Source organism: Planotetraspora mira, assembly GCF_016863275.1.
In the GTDB taxonomy this organism is placed as follows: domain Bacteria; phylum Actinomycetota; class Actinomycetes; order Streptosporangiales; family Streptosporangiaceae; genus Planotetraspora; species Planotetraspora mira.
Genome location: NZ_BOOO01000022.1, coordinates 99,487 through 115,026, shown reverse-complemented (window position 1 = coordinate 115,026; position 15,540 = coordinate 99,487). Strand labels below are relative to the sequence as shown.

At 68.6% G+C, this 15,540-nt stretch carries 17 protein-coding genes; 9 read left to right on the top strand and 8 right to left on the bottom strand.

Annotated elements, in window-relative coordinates:
* The first annotated feature begins 3 nt into the window (after nucleotides 1-3).
* The 4 genes from Pmi06nite_RS21860 to Pmi06nite_RS21845 all read left to right on the top strand — a co-directional run bounded on the left by Pmi06nite_RS21860 (nucleotide 4) and on the right by Pmi06nite_RS21845 (nucleotide 3,220).
* A complete protein-coding gene (locus Pmi06nite_RS21860; protein WP_203954930.1) occupies nucleotides 4-903 on the top strand; it encodes a F0F1 ATP synthase subunit gamma in 900 nt (299 codons plus the stop codon).
* Between the two features lies 1 nt (nucleotide 904).
* On the top strand, nucleotides 905-2,332 hold the full coding sequence (gene atpD / locus Pmi06nite_RS21855) for a F0F1 ATP synthase subunit beta (RefSeq protein ID WP_203954929.1): 1,428 nt from the start codon (nucleotides 905-907) through the stop codon (nucleotides 2,330-2,332).
* Between the two features lie 68 nt (nucleotides 2,333-2,400).
* Entirely contained in the window at nucleotides 2,401-2,802 is a 402-nt protein-coding gene (locus tag Pmi06nite_RS21850; protein WP_203954928.1) for a F0F1 ATP synthase subunit epsilon, read from the top strand.
* 19 nt (nucleotides 2,803-2,821) lie between these two features.
* Nucleotides 2,822-3,220, top strand: coding sequence for a DUF2550 domain-containing protein (locus Pmi06nite_RS21845; protein ID WP_203954927.1), 399 nt, complete (start codon nucleotides 2,822-2,824; stop codon nucleotides 3,218-3,220).
* 430 nt (nucleotides 3,221-3,650) lie between these two features.
* On the opposite strand, the gene Pmi06nite_RS21840 is transcribed toward Pmi06nite_RS21845, so the two are convergent.
* The 6 genes from Pmi06nite_RS21840 to nucS form a co-directional block, all read right to left on the bottom strand.
* Nucleotides 3,651-4,262, bottom strand: a complete 612-nt coding sequence (locus tag Pmi06nite_RS21840) for a cob(I)yrinic acid a,c-diamide adenosyltransferase (protein WP_203954926.1) — start codon at nucleotides 4,260-4,262, stop codon at nucleotides 3,651-3,653.
* A gap of 72 nt (nucleotides 4,263-4,334) precedes the next feature.
* Nucleotides 4,335-4,940 carry a TetR/AcrR family transcriptional regulator gene (locus Pmi06nite_RS21835; RefSeq protein ID WP_239114098.1) on the bottom strand — a complete coding sequence of 202 codons (606 nt, stop codon included), beginning with the start codon at nucleotides 4,938-4,940 and terminating at the stop codon, nucleotides 4,335-4,337.
* Nucleotides 4,941-5,137: 197 nt separating this feature from the next.
* Nucleotides 5,138-5,992: an ABC transporter permease gene (locus tag Pmi06nite_RS21830; RefSeq protein ID WP_203954925.1), complete on the bottom strand. Its 855-nt coding sequence runs from the start codon at nucleotides 5,990-5,992 to the stop codon at nucleotides 5,138-5,140.
* Nucleotides 5,993-6,061: 69 nt separating this feature from the next.
* Nucleotides 6,062-6,889, bottom strand: a complete 828-nt coding sequence (locus tag Pmi06nite_RS21825) for an ABC transporter ATP-binding protein (protein WP_203954924.1) — start codon at nucleotides 6,887-6,889, stop codon at nucleotides 6,062-6,064.
* 124 nt (nucleotides 6,890-7,013) lie between these two features.
* Nucleotides 7,014-7,574 (bottom strand): hypothetical protein, encoded by a 561-nt coding sequence (locus Pmi06nite_RS21820; RefSeq protein WP_203954923.1) that lies wholly within the window; start codon nucleotides 7,572-7,574, stop codon nucleotides 7,014-7,016.
* Between the two features lie 176 nt (nucleotides 7,575-7,750).
* A complete protein-coding gene (gene nucS, locus Pmi06nite_RS21815; RefSeq protein WP_203954922.1) occupies nucleotides 7,751-8,425 on the bottom strand; it encodes an endonuclease NucS in 675 nt (224 codons plus the stop codon).
* A gap of 57 nt (nucleotides 8,426-8,482) precedes the next feature.
* Here nucS and Pmi06nite_RS21810 point away from each other — a divergent pair, with 57 nt between their 5' ends.
* The 4 genes from Pmi06nite_RS21810 to Pmi06nite_RS21795 all read left to right on the top strand — a co-directional run bounded on the left by Pmi06nite_RS21810 (nucleotide 8,483) and on the right by Pmi06nite_RS21795 (nucleotide 12,240).
* On the top strand, nucleotides 8,483-9,991 hold the full coding sequence (locus Pmi06nite_RS21810; RefSeq protein ID WP_203954921.1) for a 3-hydroxyacyl-CoA dehydrogenase family protein: 1,509 nt from the start codon (nucleotides 8,483-8,485) through the stop codon (nucleotides 9,989-9,991).
* Between the two features lie 92 nt (nucleotides 9,992-10,083).
* A complete protein-coding gene (locus tag Pmi06nite_RS21805; protein WP_203954920.1) occupies nucleotides 10,084-10,401 on the top strand; it encodes an Rv1322 family protein in 318 nt (105 codons plus the stop codon).
* 255 nt (nucleotides 10,402-10,656) lie between these two features.
* Nucleotides 10,657-11,361, top strand: coding sequence for an alpha/beta hydrolase (locus Pmi06nite_RS21800; RefSeq protein WP_203954919.1), 705 nt, complete (start codon nucleotides 10,657-10,659; stop codon nucleotides 11,359-11,361).
* Between the two features lie 141 nt (nucleotides 11,362-11,502).
* A complete protein-coding gene (locus Pmi06nite_RS21795; protein ID WP_239114097.1) occupies nucleotides 11,503-12,240 on the top strand; it encodes an alpha/beta fold hydrolase in 738 nt (245 codons plus the stop codon).
* A gap of 89 nt (nucleotides 12,241-12,329) precedes the next feature.
* Here the strand turns inward: Pmi06nite_RS21795 and Pmi06nite_RS21790 are convergent, their stop codons facing one another.
* Together Pmi06nite_RS21790 and mce are read right to left on the bottom strand one after the other, a co-directional pair.
* On the bottom strand, nucleotides 12,330-13,625 hold the full coding sequence (locus tag Pmi06nite_RS21790) for a DivIVA domain-containing protein (protein ID WP_203954917.1): 1,296 nt from the start codon (nucleotides 13,623-13,625) through the stop codon (nucleotides 12,330-12,332).
* Nucleotides 13,626-13,808: 183 nt separating this feature from the next.
* The gene (gene mce / locus Pmi06nite_RS21785) at nucleotides 13,809-14,231 is read right to left on the bottom strand and encodes a methylmalonyl-CoA epimerase (protein ID WP_203954916.1); all 423 of its coding nucleotides are present in this window, start codon (nucleotides 14,229-14,231) and stop codon (nucleotides 13,809-13,811) included.
* Between the two features lie 109 nt (nucleotides 14,232-14,340).
* Between mce and Pmi06nite_RS21780 the strand changes: the two genes are divergently transcribed.
* Entirely contained in the window at nucleotides 14,341-15,540 is a 1,200-nt protein-coding gene (locus Pmi06nite_RS21780; protein ID WP_203954915.1) for an acetyl-CoA C-acetyltransferase, read from the top strand.

Genomic DNA, 15,540 nt, shown 5'->3' with positions numbered 1-15,540 from the left:
CGTATGGGTGCCCAGCTGAGACTGCTGCGGCGGCGGATCAAGTCGGTCAAGTCCACGGCGAAGATCACCCGCGCGCAGGAGCTGATCGCCTCGTCGCGCATCGTCAAGGCGCAGCAGCGGATGCACGCGGCCGTGCCGTACGAGCGTGAGATCACGCACGCGGTGTCCGCGGTCCTGTCGAACACCTCCAGCGTGGACCACCCGCTGACCGTCGCGAAGGAGCAGCCGGCCACGGCCGGCGTGCTCATCGTGACCAGCGACCGGGGTTTCTGCGGCGGCTTCAACGCCAACGTGCTGCGTGAGGCGGAGGCGCTGAAGGCGCACCTGGCCGGGCGCGGCCTCCAGGTGAAGCCTTTCGTGGTGGGCCGCAAGGGCATCACGTGGCACCGGTTCCGCAGCCGCGAGATGTCCGGCGAGTGGGACGGGTTCTCCGACAACCCGTCGTACGGCCACGCCAAGGAGATCGCCGACGCGCTCATCTCCTCGTTCAAGCAGGACGACGGCATCGACGAGATCCACATCGTCTACACCGAGTTCGTCTCGATGTTGACGCAGGAGGTCGTCGTCAAGCGGATCCTGCCGCTCGAGGTCGAGGAGACCGAGGCGACGCCGGAGACCGTGATGCCGTACTACGAGTTCGAGCCCACGGCTGGTGACGTGCTCGACTCCCTTCTGCCGCGCTACATCGAATCGCGGATCTTCAACGCGCTGCTCCAGTCGGCTGCCTCCGAGCACGCCGCCCGGCGCCGGGCGATGAAGTCCGCGACCGACAACGCCAACGAGCTCATCTCTGTGTTCACCCGCCAGATGAACCAGGCTCGCCAGGCCGAGATCACCCAGGAAATCAGCGAGATCGTCGGTGGCGCGAACGCGCTCGCTGACGCCGCAGCGGGGAAAGAGTGATATGACCGCACAGACTGTTGAGACCAGCGTGGGCCGTGTCGCCCGCGTCACCGGTCCCGTTGTCGACGTGGAGTTCTCCGTCGAGAACATGCCGGACATCTACAACGCCCTCACCGTTGACGTCACGCTCGGCGAGGAGACCAAGGTCCTGACCCTCGAGGTCGCCCAGCACCTGGGCGACAACATGGTCCGGGCCATCTCGATGCAGCCGACCGACGGTCTCGTCCGCGGCGCGGCCGTCTCCGACACCGGCGCGCCGATCTCGGTGCCGGTGGGCGACATCGTCAAGGGCCACGTGTGGAACGCCCTGGGCGAGCCGCTCGACGTGCCCAAGGCCTCGCTCGAGGTCACCGAGAAGTGGGGCATCCACCGCCCGTCGCCGCCGTTCGACCAGCTCGAGGCGCGTACGGAGATGCTGCCCACGGGCATCAAGGTCATCGACCTGCTCACGCCGTACGTCAAGGGTGGCAAGATCGGCCTGTTCGGCGGCGCGGGTGTCGGCAAGACCGTCCTCATCCAGGAGATGATCCGCCGCGTCGCGCTGAAGTTCTCGGGCACCTCGGTGTTCGCGGGCGTCGGCGAGCGCACCCGTGAGGGCAACGACCTCTGGCTGGAGATGGAGGAGGCGAACGTCCTCAAGGACACCGCGCTCGTCTTCGGCCAGATGGACGAGCCGCCGGGCACGCGTCTGCGCGTCGCCCTGTCCGCTCTGACGATGGCGGAGTACTTCCGCGACGTGCAGAAGCAGGACGTTCTGCTGTTCATCGACAACATCTTCCGGTTCACCCAGGCGGGCTCGGAGGTCTCCACCCTCCTCGGCCGCATGCCGTCCGCGGTGGGTTACCAGCCCACCCTGGCCGACGAGATGGGTGTGCTCCAGGAGCGCATCACCTCGACGCGTGGACACTCGATCACCTCCATGCAGGCGATCTACGTGCCCGCCGACGACATCACCGACCCGGCGCCGCACAACGCGTTCGCGCACCTCGACGCGCAGACCGTGCTCTCGCGGCCCATCTCGGAGAAGGGCATCTACCCCGCGGTGGACCCGCTCGACTCCTCCTCGCGCATTCTCGACCCCGTCGTCATCGGGGACGAGCACTACGCGGTGGCCCAGGAGACCAAGCGGATCCTGCAGAAGTACAAGGAACTGCAGGACATCATCGCGATCCTCGGCATCGACGAGCTCTCCGAAGAGGACAAGGTCACCGTCCAGCGGGCCCGCCGGATCGAGCGATTCCTGTCCCACCCGATGTACGCCGCCGAGGCGTTCACCGGGCAGCCTGGCGAGTTCGTGCCGCTGGACGAGACCATCGCCTCCTTCAAGGGCCTCTGCGCGGGTGAGTATGACCACCTGCCCGAGCAGGCGTTCTTCATGGTCGGCGGCATCGAGCAGGCCATCGCGAAGGCGAAGGACCTCGAGCGCTAGTCGCCTGAGACGCCGGTACGGCAGGCCGTACCGGCGTCTTCTGTCTCCTTGGAAGGAGGAGCTGAGAAGTGGCAAAGCTTCGCGTAGGCGTCGTATCGCCGGAACGTGAGATCTGGTCGGGCGAAGCCGACATGGTGATTGCCAAGACCGTCGACGGCGAGATCGGTATTATGCCGGGACACGCTCCTGTTCTCGGCGTCCTCGTCGAGGGCGGGGTCTTGCGCGTCAAGCGCGACGGCGAGGGCGACCTCGTCGCGGCGGTGCACGGCGGCTTCCTGTCTGTCGCGGACAACGACGTGTCGGTCCTGGCGGAGGCGGCGGAGCTCGGCTCCGAGGTCGACGTCGCGGCCGCGAAGGACGCCCTGCAGCGTGCCCAGGCCTCGATCGAGGCCGATCAAGAAGACGCGGACGCACGGCTGGAAGCCAAGCGTGCCGCGGCCCGGCTGCGTGCGGCCGGCGAAGAGGTCTGATCTTGTAAGGGGGGCGGCGATGGCGGCGCTGACGATTCTTCTGGGCGTCTGCTCCGTGGCCGCACTCCTGCTGTTTCGCGGTATTGCCCTGGCTCGAAGCCGGGGCACTGTCGTCTGTCGGGTACGCCGGGGGGACAGGGGCTGGCGAAGCGGGGTAGCCCGCTACGTCGGAGGAGAGCTCCACTGGATCCCCTTCATCGGACTGCGACTGAGGCCGCGCCACGCGATTGCGAGGCGCGGCCTCACTGTTTCCAGCCGAAGGCGGCTGACGACGGGCGAAGGCCCCGCGGGGTACTGGACGGTCGTGTGCTCGGCGGAACGAGGGCCGCTCTCGCTCGCGATGAGCGAGGACGCGCTGACCGGCTTCCTCGCCTGGCTGGAGTCGGCCCCGCCCAGCGCCCATCTCGACGCTGTGTAAATTGCGCTCGCTCCGCTCGCGCGTGTTCGGGGCGCCTTAGAGGCGATGTCTTCCCTCGTCGTTCGGGGTCGCTCGTTCCTCGCTCCCCGCTCTCTCCTCAGTCCAGACACCGCCGCGCCCCTCACGTGACGGTTGCGCTCCGCAGGTCAGTCATCTTGCTCCCCCGTTCCTCAGTCCAGACGCCGCGTCCTCAGCGATGTTCATGGGCACGGGAAGGGACGCTGAGCCTGTGTCGACGATGCGCGACATGGAACGCGAGGGGCGCGGCCGGGATCTGGACTGAGGAACGCCCGCAGCGAGGAACGAGCGAGGACGTGACGAGGGAAGACCCGGCCTCTAAGGCGCCCCGAGCCCGCCGCGCCGGAGGCGAGGCAGGCAAGCAGGGCGCCCCGAGCACGCGCGAGCGGAGCGAGCGCAATCGAACACAACCTCAGCGCGTGCCGCCGGGCTTCCAGAGGATCTCGTCGCCTCCCGCCACGACCCGGCAGAGGATGAACAGCAGGTCGGAGAGCCGATTCAGGTACTTCGCCGTCAGCGGGTTGACGTCGTCGTGAGCCTCGAGCGCCGACCAGGCCGTCCGCTCCGCTCGCCGTACGACCGTACGGGCGACGTGGAGGAACGCGGTGGCGGGCGCGCCTCCGGGCAGGATGAAACTGCGCAGTGGTTTCAGCGGCGCGTTGAACCGGTCGCACTGCTCCTCGAGCCACACGATGTAGGACTCCTCCACGCGCAACGGGGGGAACTCCGGGTTCTCCGTCACCGGCGTGCAGAGATCCGCGCCCACGTCGAAAAGCTCGTTCTGCACCCGGGTCAGCACCGCGACGACGTCGTCAGGGAGGCCGCGGACCTCCGCGGAGAAGCCGCCGACCGAGATGGCGACACCGAGAGCGGCGTTGGCCTCCTCCACGTCGGCGTAGGCCGCGAGGCGGGGGTCGGTTTTGTGGGTCCGGCTCATGTCGCCGAGAGTCGTCGTCCCGTCGTCGCCCGTCCTGGTGTAGATCTTCGACAGCACGACAGGCTTGTCGTCATCGGCTCGCGTCATGTCGTTCAGAGTAACCAGCCAGGCTCCGGCCGCTCGCCGTCCGGGTCCTCGGGCGGGCCGCGGCCGGACGGCTCAGACGCCGAAGGCGCACCGGAAGATGTGCACGGCGGCGTCGATCACCTTGTCGGTGGGCGGTGCGGGGTTGGCGAGCACCCACTCGATCAGCAACTCCGTGATGGCTCCGATCAGGCCGAGGGAGAGCAGGTGCGTTTCGAGGGGGAGGCGGTGCGGCACGTCCTGAACGACGCCTTCGATGATCTCCGAGAAGGCCTTGACCGTGTGCTGCCGGGCGGCGGTAAGCACGTTCCCGGCCCGGCGGACCTCTAAATGCATCACGCGAGCACGCCGGACGTCCTTGGTGACGAACCGAACGTACTCCGCGATGCCGGCGACGATCCGCTCGTCCAACGTCGGCGGCGCCTTGTCGATCGCCTGGTTGACGGATGTGAGGGTCTCCTCCACGCACCGGTCGTAGACCGCGCGCATCAGATCCTCACGGCTGGAGAAGCACTCGTAGAAGGCCCGGTTCGAGATGCGCGCGGTGGTGCACAACTTCTCAATGGTCGTGGCGTGGAACCCGGGATGCGCGAAGAGCGTGTAGGCCGCCGTTATGAGCCGTTCCCTCCGGTCGGCGAGCCGCTCCGCGGCGGACATGCCCCGGTAGTCACGTCCCGTCAATGTTCCACCTCGCGCCGTCATACCCCCCGGAATCCTCCATTATGAAGGCAAGATCCTTTATACGGAAGTGCCATGAAACGGGCACCTTCCGTATATGCCGAGGTGGCCAGAAGGCTTGACATCTGGATCAACCGGACACTCTGTCATGGCTGGATCGCGTCGCTGCGACCACCCATCGTGGCCCGGCCCTCCTATGATCATCCGTCGCGGCGGCTCTTCCAGCGGAACGTCGTCAGGCACAACACGGCGCCACCGATCAGCCACGCGCCGAGGACCAGGGCGACACGGTCGAGTTCGTACGACTTCGCGGCCTCCAGGGCGGCTCCGCCGTCCCCCAGGAAGACCGAACGGAAGCCCTGGCACATCCACTTCAGCGGGAAGACCGATGCGATGTTCATCAGCCACTGGGGCATCGCGGTGAAGGGGATGAAGACCCCGGACACGAACTGCAGGACCACGAAAGGCATGCTGATCACGGCCGCGGCGCTCTTGGCCGATCTCGGCAGGCTGCTCGCCGCGATGCCCAGCAGCGCCGAGCCCGAGACGCCGAGCAGGAACACCCAGGTGAACGTCAGCCACTTCGACGCCTCGGAGGGCAGGTCGAGGTCGTACATCGTGACGCCGATGGCGAGCAGGATGGCCACTTCGAGGACCGCGATGAGCAGCACGACGAGGACCTTGCCGACGAAGTAGGCACTGGGCGGCATCGGTGTGCCCGCCAGCCGCTTGAGCGTGCCGTCCTGGCGCTCGGTCGCGATGCCGATGCCGAGGTTCTGGAAGCCCGCCCCCATGACGCCCGCGCCGATCAGGCCCGCGGTGTACAGCTGGGAGACGGTGACTCCGGTGTCTTCCAGGTCGCCGGCGAAGATGGAGCCGAACAAGACGAGCAGGACGATCGGGAAGGCGAACGTGAAGACGACCCCGTCCTTCTCCCTGAAGAACATCTTCGTCTCCGCCGTCGCCCGGGCCAGGCTCACCCTGACGATGGACGGCATCGGCGCGGAGGGGGCGGTGACGGGGGGCGCGTCGGTGGTTTCGGCTGTTTCAGGCATGGGGGCCTCGCTGGGTGGTGGGGGATGAGTCTGGTGCCCGAGTCGGCAGCCGCTGGGCGGGGGTCCGGTTCAGGAGGGCTCGATCAGGCGCAGATAGATGTCCTCGAGCGAGGGACGGGTGACGGCCAGTTCGGGGATCTCGCCGTCGAAGCGCTGACTGAGCTCCAGCACGGTCTTCGTCGGGGTGTCGGTCTCAACGGAGCCGTCCGCCCAGGTCACGCGGGCCTTGGCCGTCGCACGGCCGCCCAGGGTCGTCGGGTCTCCCTCGGCGACGATCTTCCCCTGGGCGATCACCGCGACGCGGTCGGCCAGTGTCTCGGCCTCTTCGAGATAGTGGGTGGTCAGCACGATCGTGGTGCCGCCGTGGGCCAGACCCGAGATCAGATCCCAGAAACGACGGCGGGACTCGGGGTCGAAGCCCGTCGTCGGTTCGTCGAGGAACAGCAGTTGGGGTCTGCCGACGACGCCGAGGGCCACGTCGACCCGCCGCCGCTGCCCGCCGGAGAGTTGGCGGATGCGTTTGCCCGCGCTCTCGGTGAGCCCCACCATCTCGATGACCTCGTCCGGGTCACGGGAGTCCGGGTAGTACGTCGCGTAGAGCCGCATGATCTCGCGCACGGTCAGCTCAGGAGCGTCCTGGTTCGTCTGCAGGACGATGCCGATGCGGGAGCGCCACTGCCGGGTGGGCCGTCCGGGATCGGCGCCGAGCACGCTGACCTCGCCGGAGTCCCGCTTCCGGTAGCCCTCGAGGATCTCGACGGTCGTCGACTTGCCCGCTCCGTTGGGGCCGAGGATGGCGAACACCTCGCCATGTTCGATCTCCAGATCGATCCCGGCGACCGCTTCGACGCCGCTGTAGCGTTTCGTCAGCCCTCGCACCTGAATGGCGTGTGTCATGCCTATAGGTTCGTGGATCTACGGCTGCCGCGTCACCTCCAATCGGATGATTCGCCGGTCCTTCGCGGGAGGGAACGGCCGCCGGCCGGCGGCGGGTGAGACGCCGGCCGGGAGGCACCGCCCGTCAGGACTCGAGGATCTCGAAACGCTCGGCGATGGCCGTGAAGAGCAGGTCGTCCTCTTCCGGTACGGACGACCCGCAGCCGAGGCAGAACCGCACGTCGTCGTGGACGACGAAGTATTCACGGACGGCCCAGACTCGGCCGGCGTCGTGCTTGGCGCAGTCGAGCCGGGCGGCCAGGCGTCCTGCGACCTCCACGTCAGTGATCTGGAAGTCGCTGAATCCCGCTGATTCCAGGATCGGCCGCACCAGTTCGGCGGCGTCGGCCGCGGTCGAGCCCGGCCGCGGCCATCCCCGGAAGACGATGACGCTGTGCCTGCGATCGGTCGGCTGGCCGAACCTGGCGGTCTCCAGTGGGCTGTTCTTCAGGTTCGGCGGCCGTTCGTCCCAATCCTCAGGGACATGTACGGCATAGCCGAACTCGGGCTTCTCTATGCGCTGCCATTCCATGTGCCGCTCCTCGGCATCGACGCGTCGCAGGTGCCTGAGGGCAGCGGTGTAGGACTCTCCGGTACGGCGGGCGCGTTCACGGACACGACGCTTGAAGTGCTTGTTCGCTGTCATCAGACCCTCGACACCACGAAGGCTCGACCCCCGGCGAGGAACCCAGTGGCGGGTGGATGACCAGCGATCCGAGGCAGCGAGTCCCCTTTGCCTCCACCGGGCGGCCCTGCCGGGGAGGGCCGAAGGAGGTTGGGCGTCGGATCAACGCCGGCCCCCAGAATAACCCAGACAGCGCGTCAGAACAGGGTGGGGTTCTCCGGCTCGATGCCGCGCAGGCCGTCGTAGTCGAGGATGACGCAGTCGATGCCGCGGTCCGCCGCGAGCACCCTGGCCTGGGGCTTGATCTCCTGAGCGGCGAAGACGCCCTTGACCGGCGCCAGCCGCGGATCCCGGTTGAGCAGCTCCAGATAGCGCGTCAGCTGCTCCACGCCGTCGATGTCGCCCCGCCGTTTGATCTCGATGGCGACGCTGCCGCCCAGGTGGTCGCGGCACAGGATGTCCACCGGGCCGATCGCCGTCATGTACTCACGGCGGACCAGCGACCAGCCCTCGCCGAGGGTGGTGATGTGCTCGGCGAGCAACTCCTGGAGGTGGGCCTCTACGCCGTCCTTCTGCAGGCCGGGATCGATGCCGAGCTCGTGGCTCGAGTCGTGGAGGATCTCCTCGATCGTCAGCACGAGCTTCTCGCCGGTCTTCCCGTGGATCACCGACCAGGTGACCGATCCGTCGATGTTCTCCTCGCGGATCTTGCACGGCGGATTCATCCAGTTGAGCGGTTTGAAGGCCCGGTCGTCCGCATGAATGGAGACCGAGCCGTCCGCCTTGATCAGGATGAGCCGGGGCGCCATCGGGAGATGGGCCGTCAATCTTCCCACGTAGTCCACGCTGCACCGCGCGATGACGAGCCGCATGGGCGCCAACCCTACCGGGCTTGCGGCTGTGACGAGGCCCTCTGGAAAACTGACTCCATGACACGGACGTTCGAGACGGTCGGAGTCGTCGGGCTCGGGACGATGGGCGCGGGCATCGCGGAGGTGTTCGCCCGCGCGGGGATGAGAGTGATCGGCGTCGAGGCCGACGAGGCGGCGCTCGAGAGAGGCCGCGGGCACCTTTCGACCTCCACGTCCAGGGCTGTCGCGAAGGGCAGGATGACCGCCGAGCAGCAGGCCGCCCTCCTCGGCCGGATCACCTTCACGATCTCCCGCGAGGACCTGGCGGACGCCGATCTCGTCATCGAGGCGATCCCCGAGATCATGGAGTACAAGCGGGGCCTGTTCTCGGATCTCGACCGGATCTGCAAGCCGTCCGCGGTGCTCGCCACCAACACCTCCTCGCTCTCGGTGACCGCCATCGCCGCCACGACCTCGCGCCCCGCGCAGGTGGTCGGCATGCACTTCTTCAACCCCGCGCCGGTCATGAGGCTGGTCGAGGTGATCAGCACCGTCGTGACCGAGGACGGCCTGGCCGCCGAGATCGCCGACCTCGCCCGGCGGCTCGGCAAGACGCCGGTGACGGTCGGGGACCGGGCGGGCTTCGTGGTCAACCGGCTGCTGCTCGGCTACCTCAACCACGCCTGCGGCCTGCTCGAATCAGGCCTTGCCGGCCGGGACGACATCGACGCGGCCGTGAAGCTCGGTCTCGGCCTTCCGATGGGCCCCTTCACGCTGCTCGACCTCATCGGTCTCGACACGTCGTACGAGGTGTGCGAGGTGTTGTTCCGCGAGAGCCGGGACCGCCGCCACGCGCCGGCCCCCGTCCTGCGCGAGTTCGTCACCGCGGGGCTGCTCGGCCGGAAGACGGGCCGGGGTTTCTACTCCTACGCCGCCCCCACGCCCGCCGTCCACGAGCCCGGGCCCAGGGCCGTCGTGTCGATGGTGGGCATCGTCGGCAGCGGGCCCGACGTCGCCGGCCTGGTCGCCGACCTCGACGCCGCCGGATTCAAGTCGACCGTGGCCGAGAGGTCCGATCTCACCCCGGTGGCCGACGCCGACGTGGTCGTCGCGCTCTCGGACCGGCCCGTCATCGAACTCGCCGTACGGCTCCCGCATCCCGAACGGCTCGTCGGCCTGCATCTGGTGGGGGACCGCGTGGCCGAGGTGGCCTCGACCGTCCTCACGTCCGAGGACGTGGCGGGAGCCGTACAGGATCTGGTGACCGTGCTCAGGCGCACGCCGGTGCGGTGCGGCGATCGGGCCGAACTGGTCGTCAACGCGCTGCTGTACCCCTATCTCAACGACGCGGTCCGCATGCTGGACTCGGGCTACGCGACGGCCGCGGACATCGACGACGCGATGAGGCTGGGCTGCGGCTATCCCGCCGGGCCGTTCGAGATGCTCGACGCCATCGGGCTGGAGAGGGTCAGGGACGGCCTGCGCGCGCTCTACGCCGAGTATCGCGAGCCGTCATTCGCTCCCGCGCCGCTCCTCGACCAACTCGTGACGGCAGGCGTGCCGGGATTCCGCGCGTACGCGCGTTGATGTGGGCCTGGAAGAATGCACGAGGATATGCCGTTCTGTCCTGTGTCAGGTGATCTCTCGCAGGACACATCCCCTCGAGGAGGACTGTCGCCGTGAGCCCGCGTCGTGCCCGCCGCCGCGGCCCGTTCGATCGCCCTGACGGCCGCGGGGCCGGACGGCCGGTCGAGGCGGTTCCCGGCGTGGACCGGGTGGAGACCGCGCCGGACGGCGACTGGGTGGTGCGGAACGTGTCCGGCCCGGCCCTCGGCAAGGCCTATCGATGCCCCGGCTGCGAGCAGGAGATCCGTTCCGGTCTGCCGCACATCGTGAGCTGGCCCGCCTGGCCCGGAGGCGAGGACGAGCGGCGGCACTGGCATACGGCGTGCTGGCGGAACCGGGCCAACCGAGGCCCCGGCCGCAGTCGCTACTGAGGGTGTCGCATTGCATGATCACGTACGGCGGATGCCCTGGTCGGCGGGGCTGTGTCCGAACCTGTGCATGATCACGAACGGTGTATGGCCTGGTCGCGCGGGGCGGCGGCGAATCTGTGCATGATCACGCGGGAAGGGTGTGCTGGTCATGGGGGATGGTGCCGAACCTGCGCATGATCACGGCGGGAGAATTGGATGGTCAGGGATACTGTGGGAGAACTTGTGCATGATCACGATGGAGGGGCTGGGGTCGGGATGGACATCAGGGCGTCGACGGTCCTGCCCGCCAAGCGGGAGGACATCGAGCTGAACACGGCCGACGGCCTGACCCTGGTGGGAGAGCTCGCGCTGCCGGAGAGCGGGTCGCCCGCCGCCACCCTGATATGCCTGCACCCGCTTCCCACGCACGGCGGCATGATGGACAGCCATGTCCTGCGCAAGGCGTCCTATCGGCTGCCGGCTCTCGCCGACCTCGCCGTGTTGCGCTTCAACACCCGTGGGACGACCTCCGACCGCGGCACGTCGCAGGGGGCGTTCGACGGGGGAGAGGGAGAGCGGTACGACGTGGCCGCTGCGCTCGAGTACGCGGACTTCCACGACCTGCCGCGTCCCTGGCTGGTCGGCTGGTCGTTCGGCACCGAGTTGGCCCTGAAGTGGGGGAGGGATCCCCTCGTCCAAGGCGCCATCCTGTTGTCGCCCCCGCTCCACCGGGCCACCGACGCCGATCTCGACGCCTGGGCGGAGTTCGACCGTCCCCTGATCGCCCTCGTACCGGAGTTCGACGACTACCTCCAGCCGGAGGAGGCCACGCGTCGTTTCAGCCGTGTCCCCCAGGCCGAGGTCGTCGGGGTCGAGGGGGCCAAGCACCTGTGGGTGGGCGAGCCGTACGTGCGGATCGTGTTGAACGAGATCGTCAAGCGGGTCAACCCGTCGGCTGCTCCGCTGCCCACCGCCGTCTGACCCGCCCCGCTCGGACTGCCGTCCTCTGAGCGTCGGCCTCTGAGCGCGTTGAGGGCGATTCGGTGCGGGGAGGGTGGCAAGCGGCCGATCGCGCGTTACGTTGACGTGATGCAGCTTTACTCGCGATCGGCAGGAAGTGGCATGCCCCTCGTGCTGCTCCATGCCTTCCCGCTCTCATCGGCGATGTGGCTCGCGCAGCGTGAGGCTCTGGCATCCGAATGCAGAGTGATCACTCCGGATCTGCGCGGCTTCGGCGGCTCCCGGCTGGGCGAGGAGGACCCTTCCGTCGACGCGATGGCCGACGACGTGGCACGGCTGCTCGACGACGAAGGCGTCGACCGGGCGGTGGTCGGCGGCCTGTCGATGGGCGGCTATGTGACGATGGCGCTGTGCCGCCGTCATCCGGACCGCCTGATGGGCGCGATATTCGCCGACACCAAGGCGAGCGCGGACACGGAGGCGGCGCGGGCCAACCGGGAGCGGATCGCCGCGGCGGTGCTCAACGGCGGCGCGGGAGTGCTGCTGGAGGACGTCCTGCCCACGCTGATCGGCACGACCACCAAACAGCGCCGGGGGATGGTCGTCGGGCGGGTCCGCGGCCTGGTGCAGGCGGCCCCGCCTGGAGCGGTGGCCTGGGCCCAGCGGGCGATGGCCGGGCGGCCCGACTCCTTCGAGACGTTGCGGGCCCTGGACGTGCCGGTCCTGGTCGTCGTGGGCGACGAGGACGAGTTGTCCCCGCCCTCCGACGCCGAGGCGATGGCTCAGGCCGTGCCGGAGGCGAAGCTGGCGGTCATCGAGAAGGCCGGGCACCTGTCCGCGATCGAACAGCCTGAGGCCTTCAACGCCGTCGTCGCGGAGTTCGTCCGGTCCCTCCGCTGAGACGCGCGCGAACGAACAGGGCCCGGCGGGATCGTTCCCACCGGGCCCTGTTCAGATAGCCGTCGCCAACTCCCCGAATGCGCCGACCGTTACTCCTGCCACCATTCGGCGTCGTCGTCCGCCTTGGGGGCGGGCTCGACCGGCTTGGCCGCCACGACCGGCTTCTCGCTCACCGGGGGCGCGGCCGACAGGGCCGGCTTCGGCGGAGCCGCGGTGACCGGGGCGGGCTCGGGCTCCATGCCCGGCAGCGCCGCGCCGCCGAGCAGCTGACGCAGCTGGGCGAGGTGGCTGGTGATGCTGTCGCGCTGGCGCGTGAGCTCGTCGACCTGCCGCTGCATCGAGGTGCGGGTCCGCTCCGCCTCGCTCTTGGCGTCGCTCACGATCGACTCGGAGCTCGACTTCGCCTCGGCCACGACCTGGTCGGCGTTCTTGCGGGCGTTCGCGAGCAACTGCTTGGCGTGCGTGTCCGCCTCGCGACGGGTCTGGTCGGCCTGCTGCGTGGCCTTGGTGGCCCGCTGCTCGGCGGTCGCGGCCCGCTGCTCGGCCTCGGCGACCAGCTTCTGCGTGTTGGCCTGCGCGGTGGCGTGCCGCTCGGCCTCCTGCCGCTCGGCGTCTTCGCGGCGGGCGGCGAGCTGGATCTCGAACTCGGCCTCGTCCTGGGCCCGCTTGGCCTCGGACTCCTCCAGGACGCGCTGAGCCTGCGCACGCATCTCGTCCGCCTGGCGCTTGGCCGTGGTCAGCACCTCGTCGCGCTCACGCTTGGTGGACGCGCGGAGCTGGGCGACCTCGCGCTCGGTCGTGGTGCGCAGCTTGGCGATCTCACGCTCGGCGTCGGCGCGCTTCTCCGCGACCTCGTGGTCGGCGGTGGCGCGCAGCTTGGCGACCTCGCGCTCGGTGGTGGAGGTCAGCTCGTCGGACTCACGCTTCGCGGTGGAGCGGATCTCCTCGGCGTCACGCTCGGCGGTGCTCCGCATGTCCTCGGCCTCGCGGTTGGCGAGGGCGCGCTTCTCGGCGGCCTCGTTCTCCGCGGCGGCGCGCAGGTCGGCTGCGTCCACCCGTGCCGCTGCCTTGATCTCGTTCGCCTCGGACCTGGCCGCCTGTACGAGCTCGGTGGCCTGCTCTTCCGCCAGGCGCAGCAACTGCTCGATGCGGGCGCCCAGACCGGAATAGGTCGGGCGCTCCTGCTCCTGCAACTGTCGCTGCGAGTCGGACAGGTCGCGCTGCAGACCTGTCACCTGCTCCTTGGCCTGACGCAGCTCGGTGTCGAGCGTCTTCAAGTGGTCGTGGACCTGGTGCCGGTCATAGCCCCTGAGCACCACGTCGAATTCCCGAGAAGGGGCGTCTTCGAAGAAATTATTGAGCTGGGCGTCGATGTCGGACTGCATGAGGCTCGATCCTGGTTGTCGAGACGGCTACACGGGCCGGACGGGGGGTTCGGACATCCGAGGCGGGGAGCCCACGGGCATCCACCTCCGGTGGTACGCCAGCGTACTCCGCTACCGCTGCCTTGGCGGCCCTCTCCGACTTTCTGCGCTACTTGTTACGTATGAACGTTTCTTGCGTTTGGATCAGTGTCTGGATGTCTCCACCAGTTCGGTGAGCACCCCTCCGATGTCTTTCGGATGGAGAAAGGCGATGGAGGCGCCCATCGATCCGTGCCGCGGTCTTTCATCGAGCAAACGAACGCCTTTCGCGGAGATTTCCGCCAGCGCTTTGGTGATGTCCGTCACTCCGTATCCGACATGGTGCACACCCTCGCCGCGCTTGGCCAGGAACTTGCCCACCGCCGTGTCGGGGTGGAGCGGCTCCAGCAACTGCACATAGGAAGCGCCCTGATCGCCGTCCGCCACGTGCAGCATGGCCTCGCGAACGCCCTGCTCCTCGTTGATCTCCCGGCTCACGACGGTCAGGCCGAACACCGACTCGTAGAATTCGATCTTCTCGCTCAGATTGTGGCAGGCGATTCCCACATGATCGATCCTGAGCAACATTTGGGACTCCGTTTCGTGTGTCGTTCAACGGCGGCCGCTCTCGCGGTCGTCCGGCGCCTGCTGGGTATGGTGGCACCGTCGCCCTGATCTCGTGATGGAGGCCCCTCAAATGTCTGGTTCCGTCATCGTCGCCGGAGCTCGCACGCCCATCGGAAGGCTCCTGGGCTCGCTCGCCGACCTTTCCGCCGTCGACCTCGGCGGCCTCGCCATCGAGGCGGCCCTGTCGCGTGCGGGCGTGGCTCCCGACCAGGTGCAATACGTGATCATGGGGCAGGTTCTCCAGGCCGGGGCCGGTCAGATTCCGTCACGGCAGGCCGCCGTGAAGGCGGGCATACCCATGACGGTCCCCTCGCTCACCATCAACAAGGTGTGCCTGTCGGGCCTCGACGCCATCGCCCTGGCCGACCAGCTCATCAGGGCGGGGGAGTTCGACATCGTCGTCGCGGGCGGCATGGAGTCGATGACCAACGCGCCTCACCTGCTGCCAGGCCTGCGCAAGGGCGTCAAGTACGGCAACGCCGGCGTGCTCGACTCGATGGCGCTCGACGGGCTGACCGACGCGTTCGACCAGGTGGCGATGGGTGAGTCGACCGAGCACCACAACGCGCGGCTCGGCCTGACCCGGCAGGAGCAGGACGAGTTCTCCGCCCGGTCGCATCAGCTCGCCGCGCAGGCGACCAAGAACGGCCTGTTCGACGACGAGATCGTCCCCGTCTCCCTGCCGCAGCGCAAGGGAGAGCCGATCCTGTTCTCGGCGGACGAGGGCATCCGCCCCGACACCACCGTGGAGGGCCTCGCCCGTCTGCGCCCCGCGTTCACGAAGGACGGCACGATCACCGCGGGCTCCGCCTCCCAGATCTCCGACGGCGCCGTGGCCGTGGTGGTCATGTCCCGGGCCAAGGCCGAGGAACTGGGTCTCGACTGGCTGGCCGAGATCGGCGCGCACGGGAACGTGGCCGGACCGGACAATTCGCTGCAGTCCCAGCCCGCCAACGCCATCAAGCAGGCCCTCGGCAAGCAGGGGGTGACGACGGGCGATCTCGACCTGGTCGAGATCAACGAGGCGTTCGCCCAGGTCGTGCTCCAGTCGGCGAAGGAGCTGGACATCCCGCTCGACAAGGTCAACGTCAACGGCGGCGGCATCGCCCTCGGCCATCCGATCGGCGCGTCCGGGGCGCGCATCGTGCTGGCCCTCGCGCACGAGCTCAGGCGGCGTGGCGGCGGGCTGGGCGCGGCCGGTCTGTGCGGCGGCGGCGGCCAGGGCGACGCCCTGATCATCCGCGTTCCCTCCGGTCGCGACGGAAGCTGA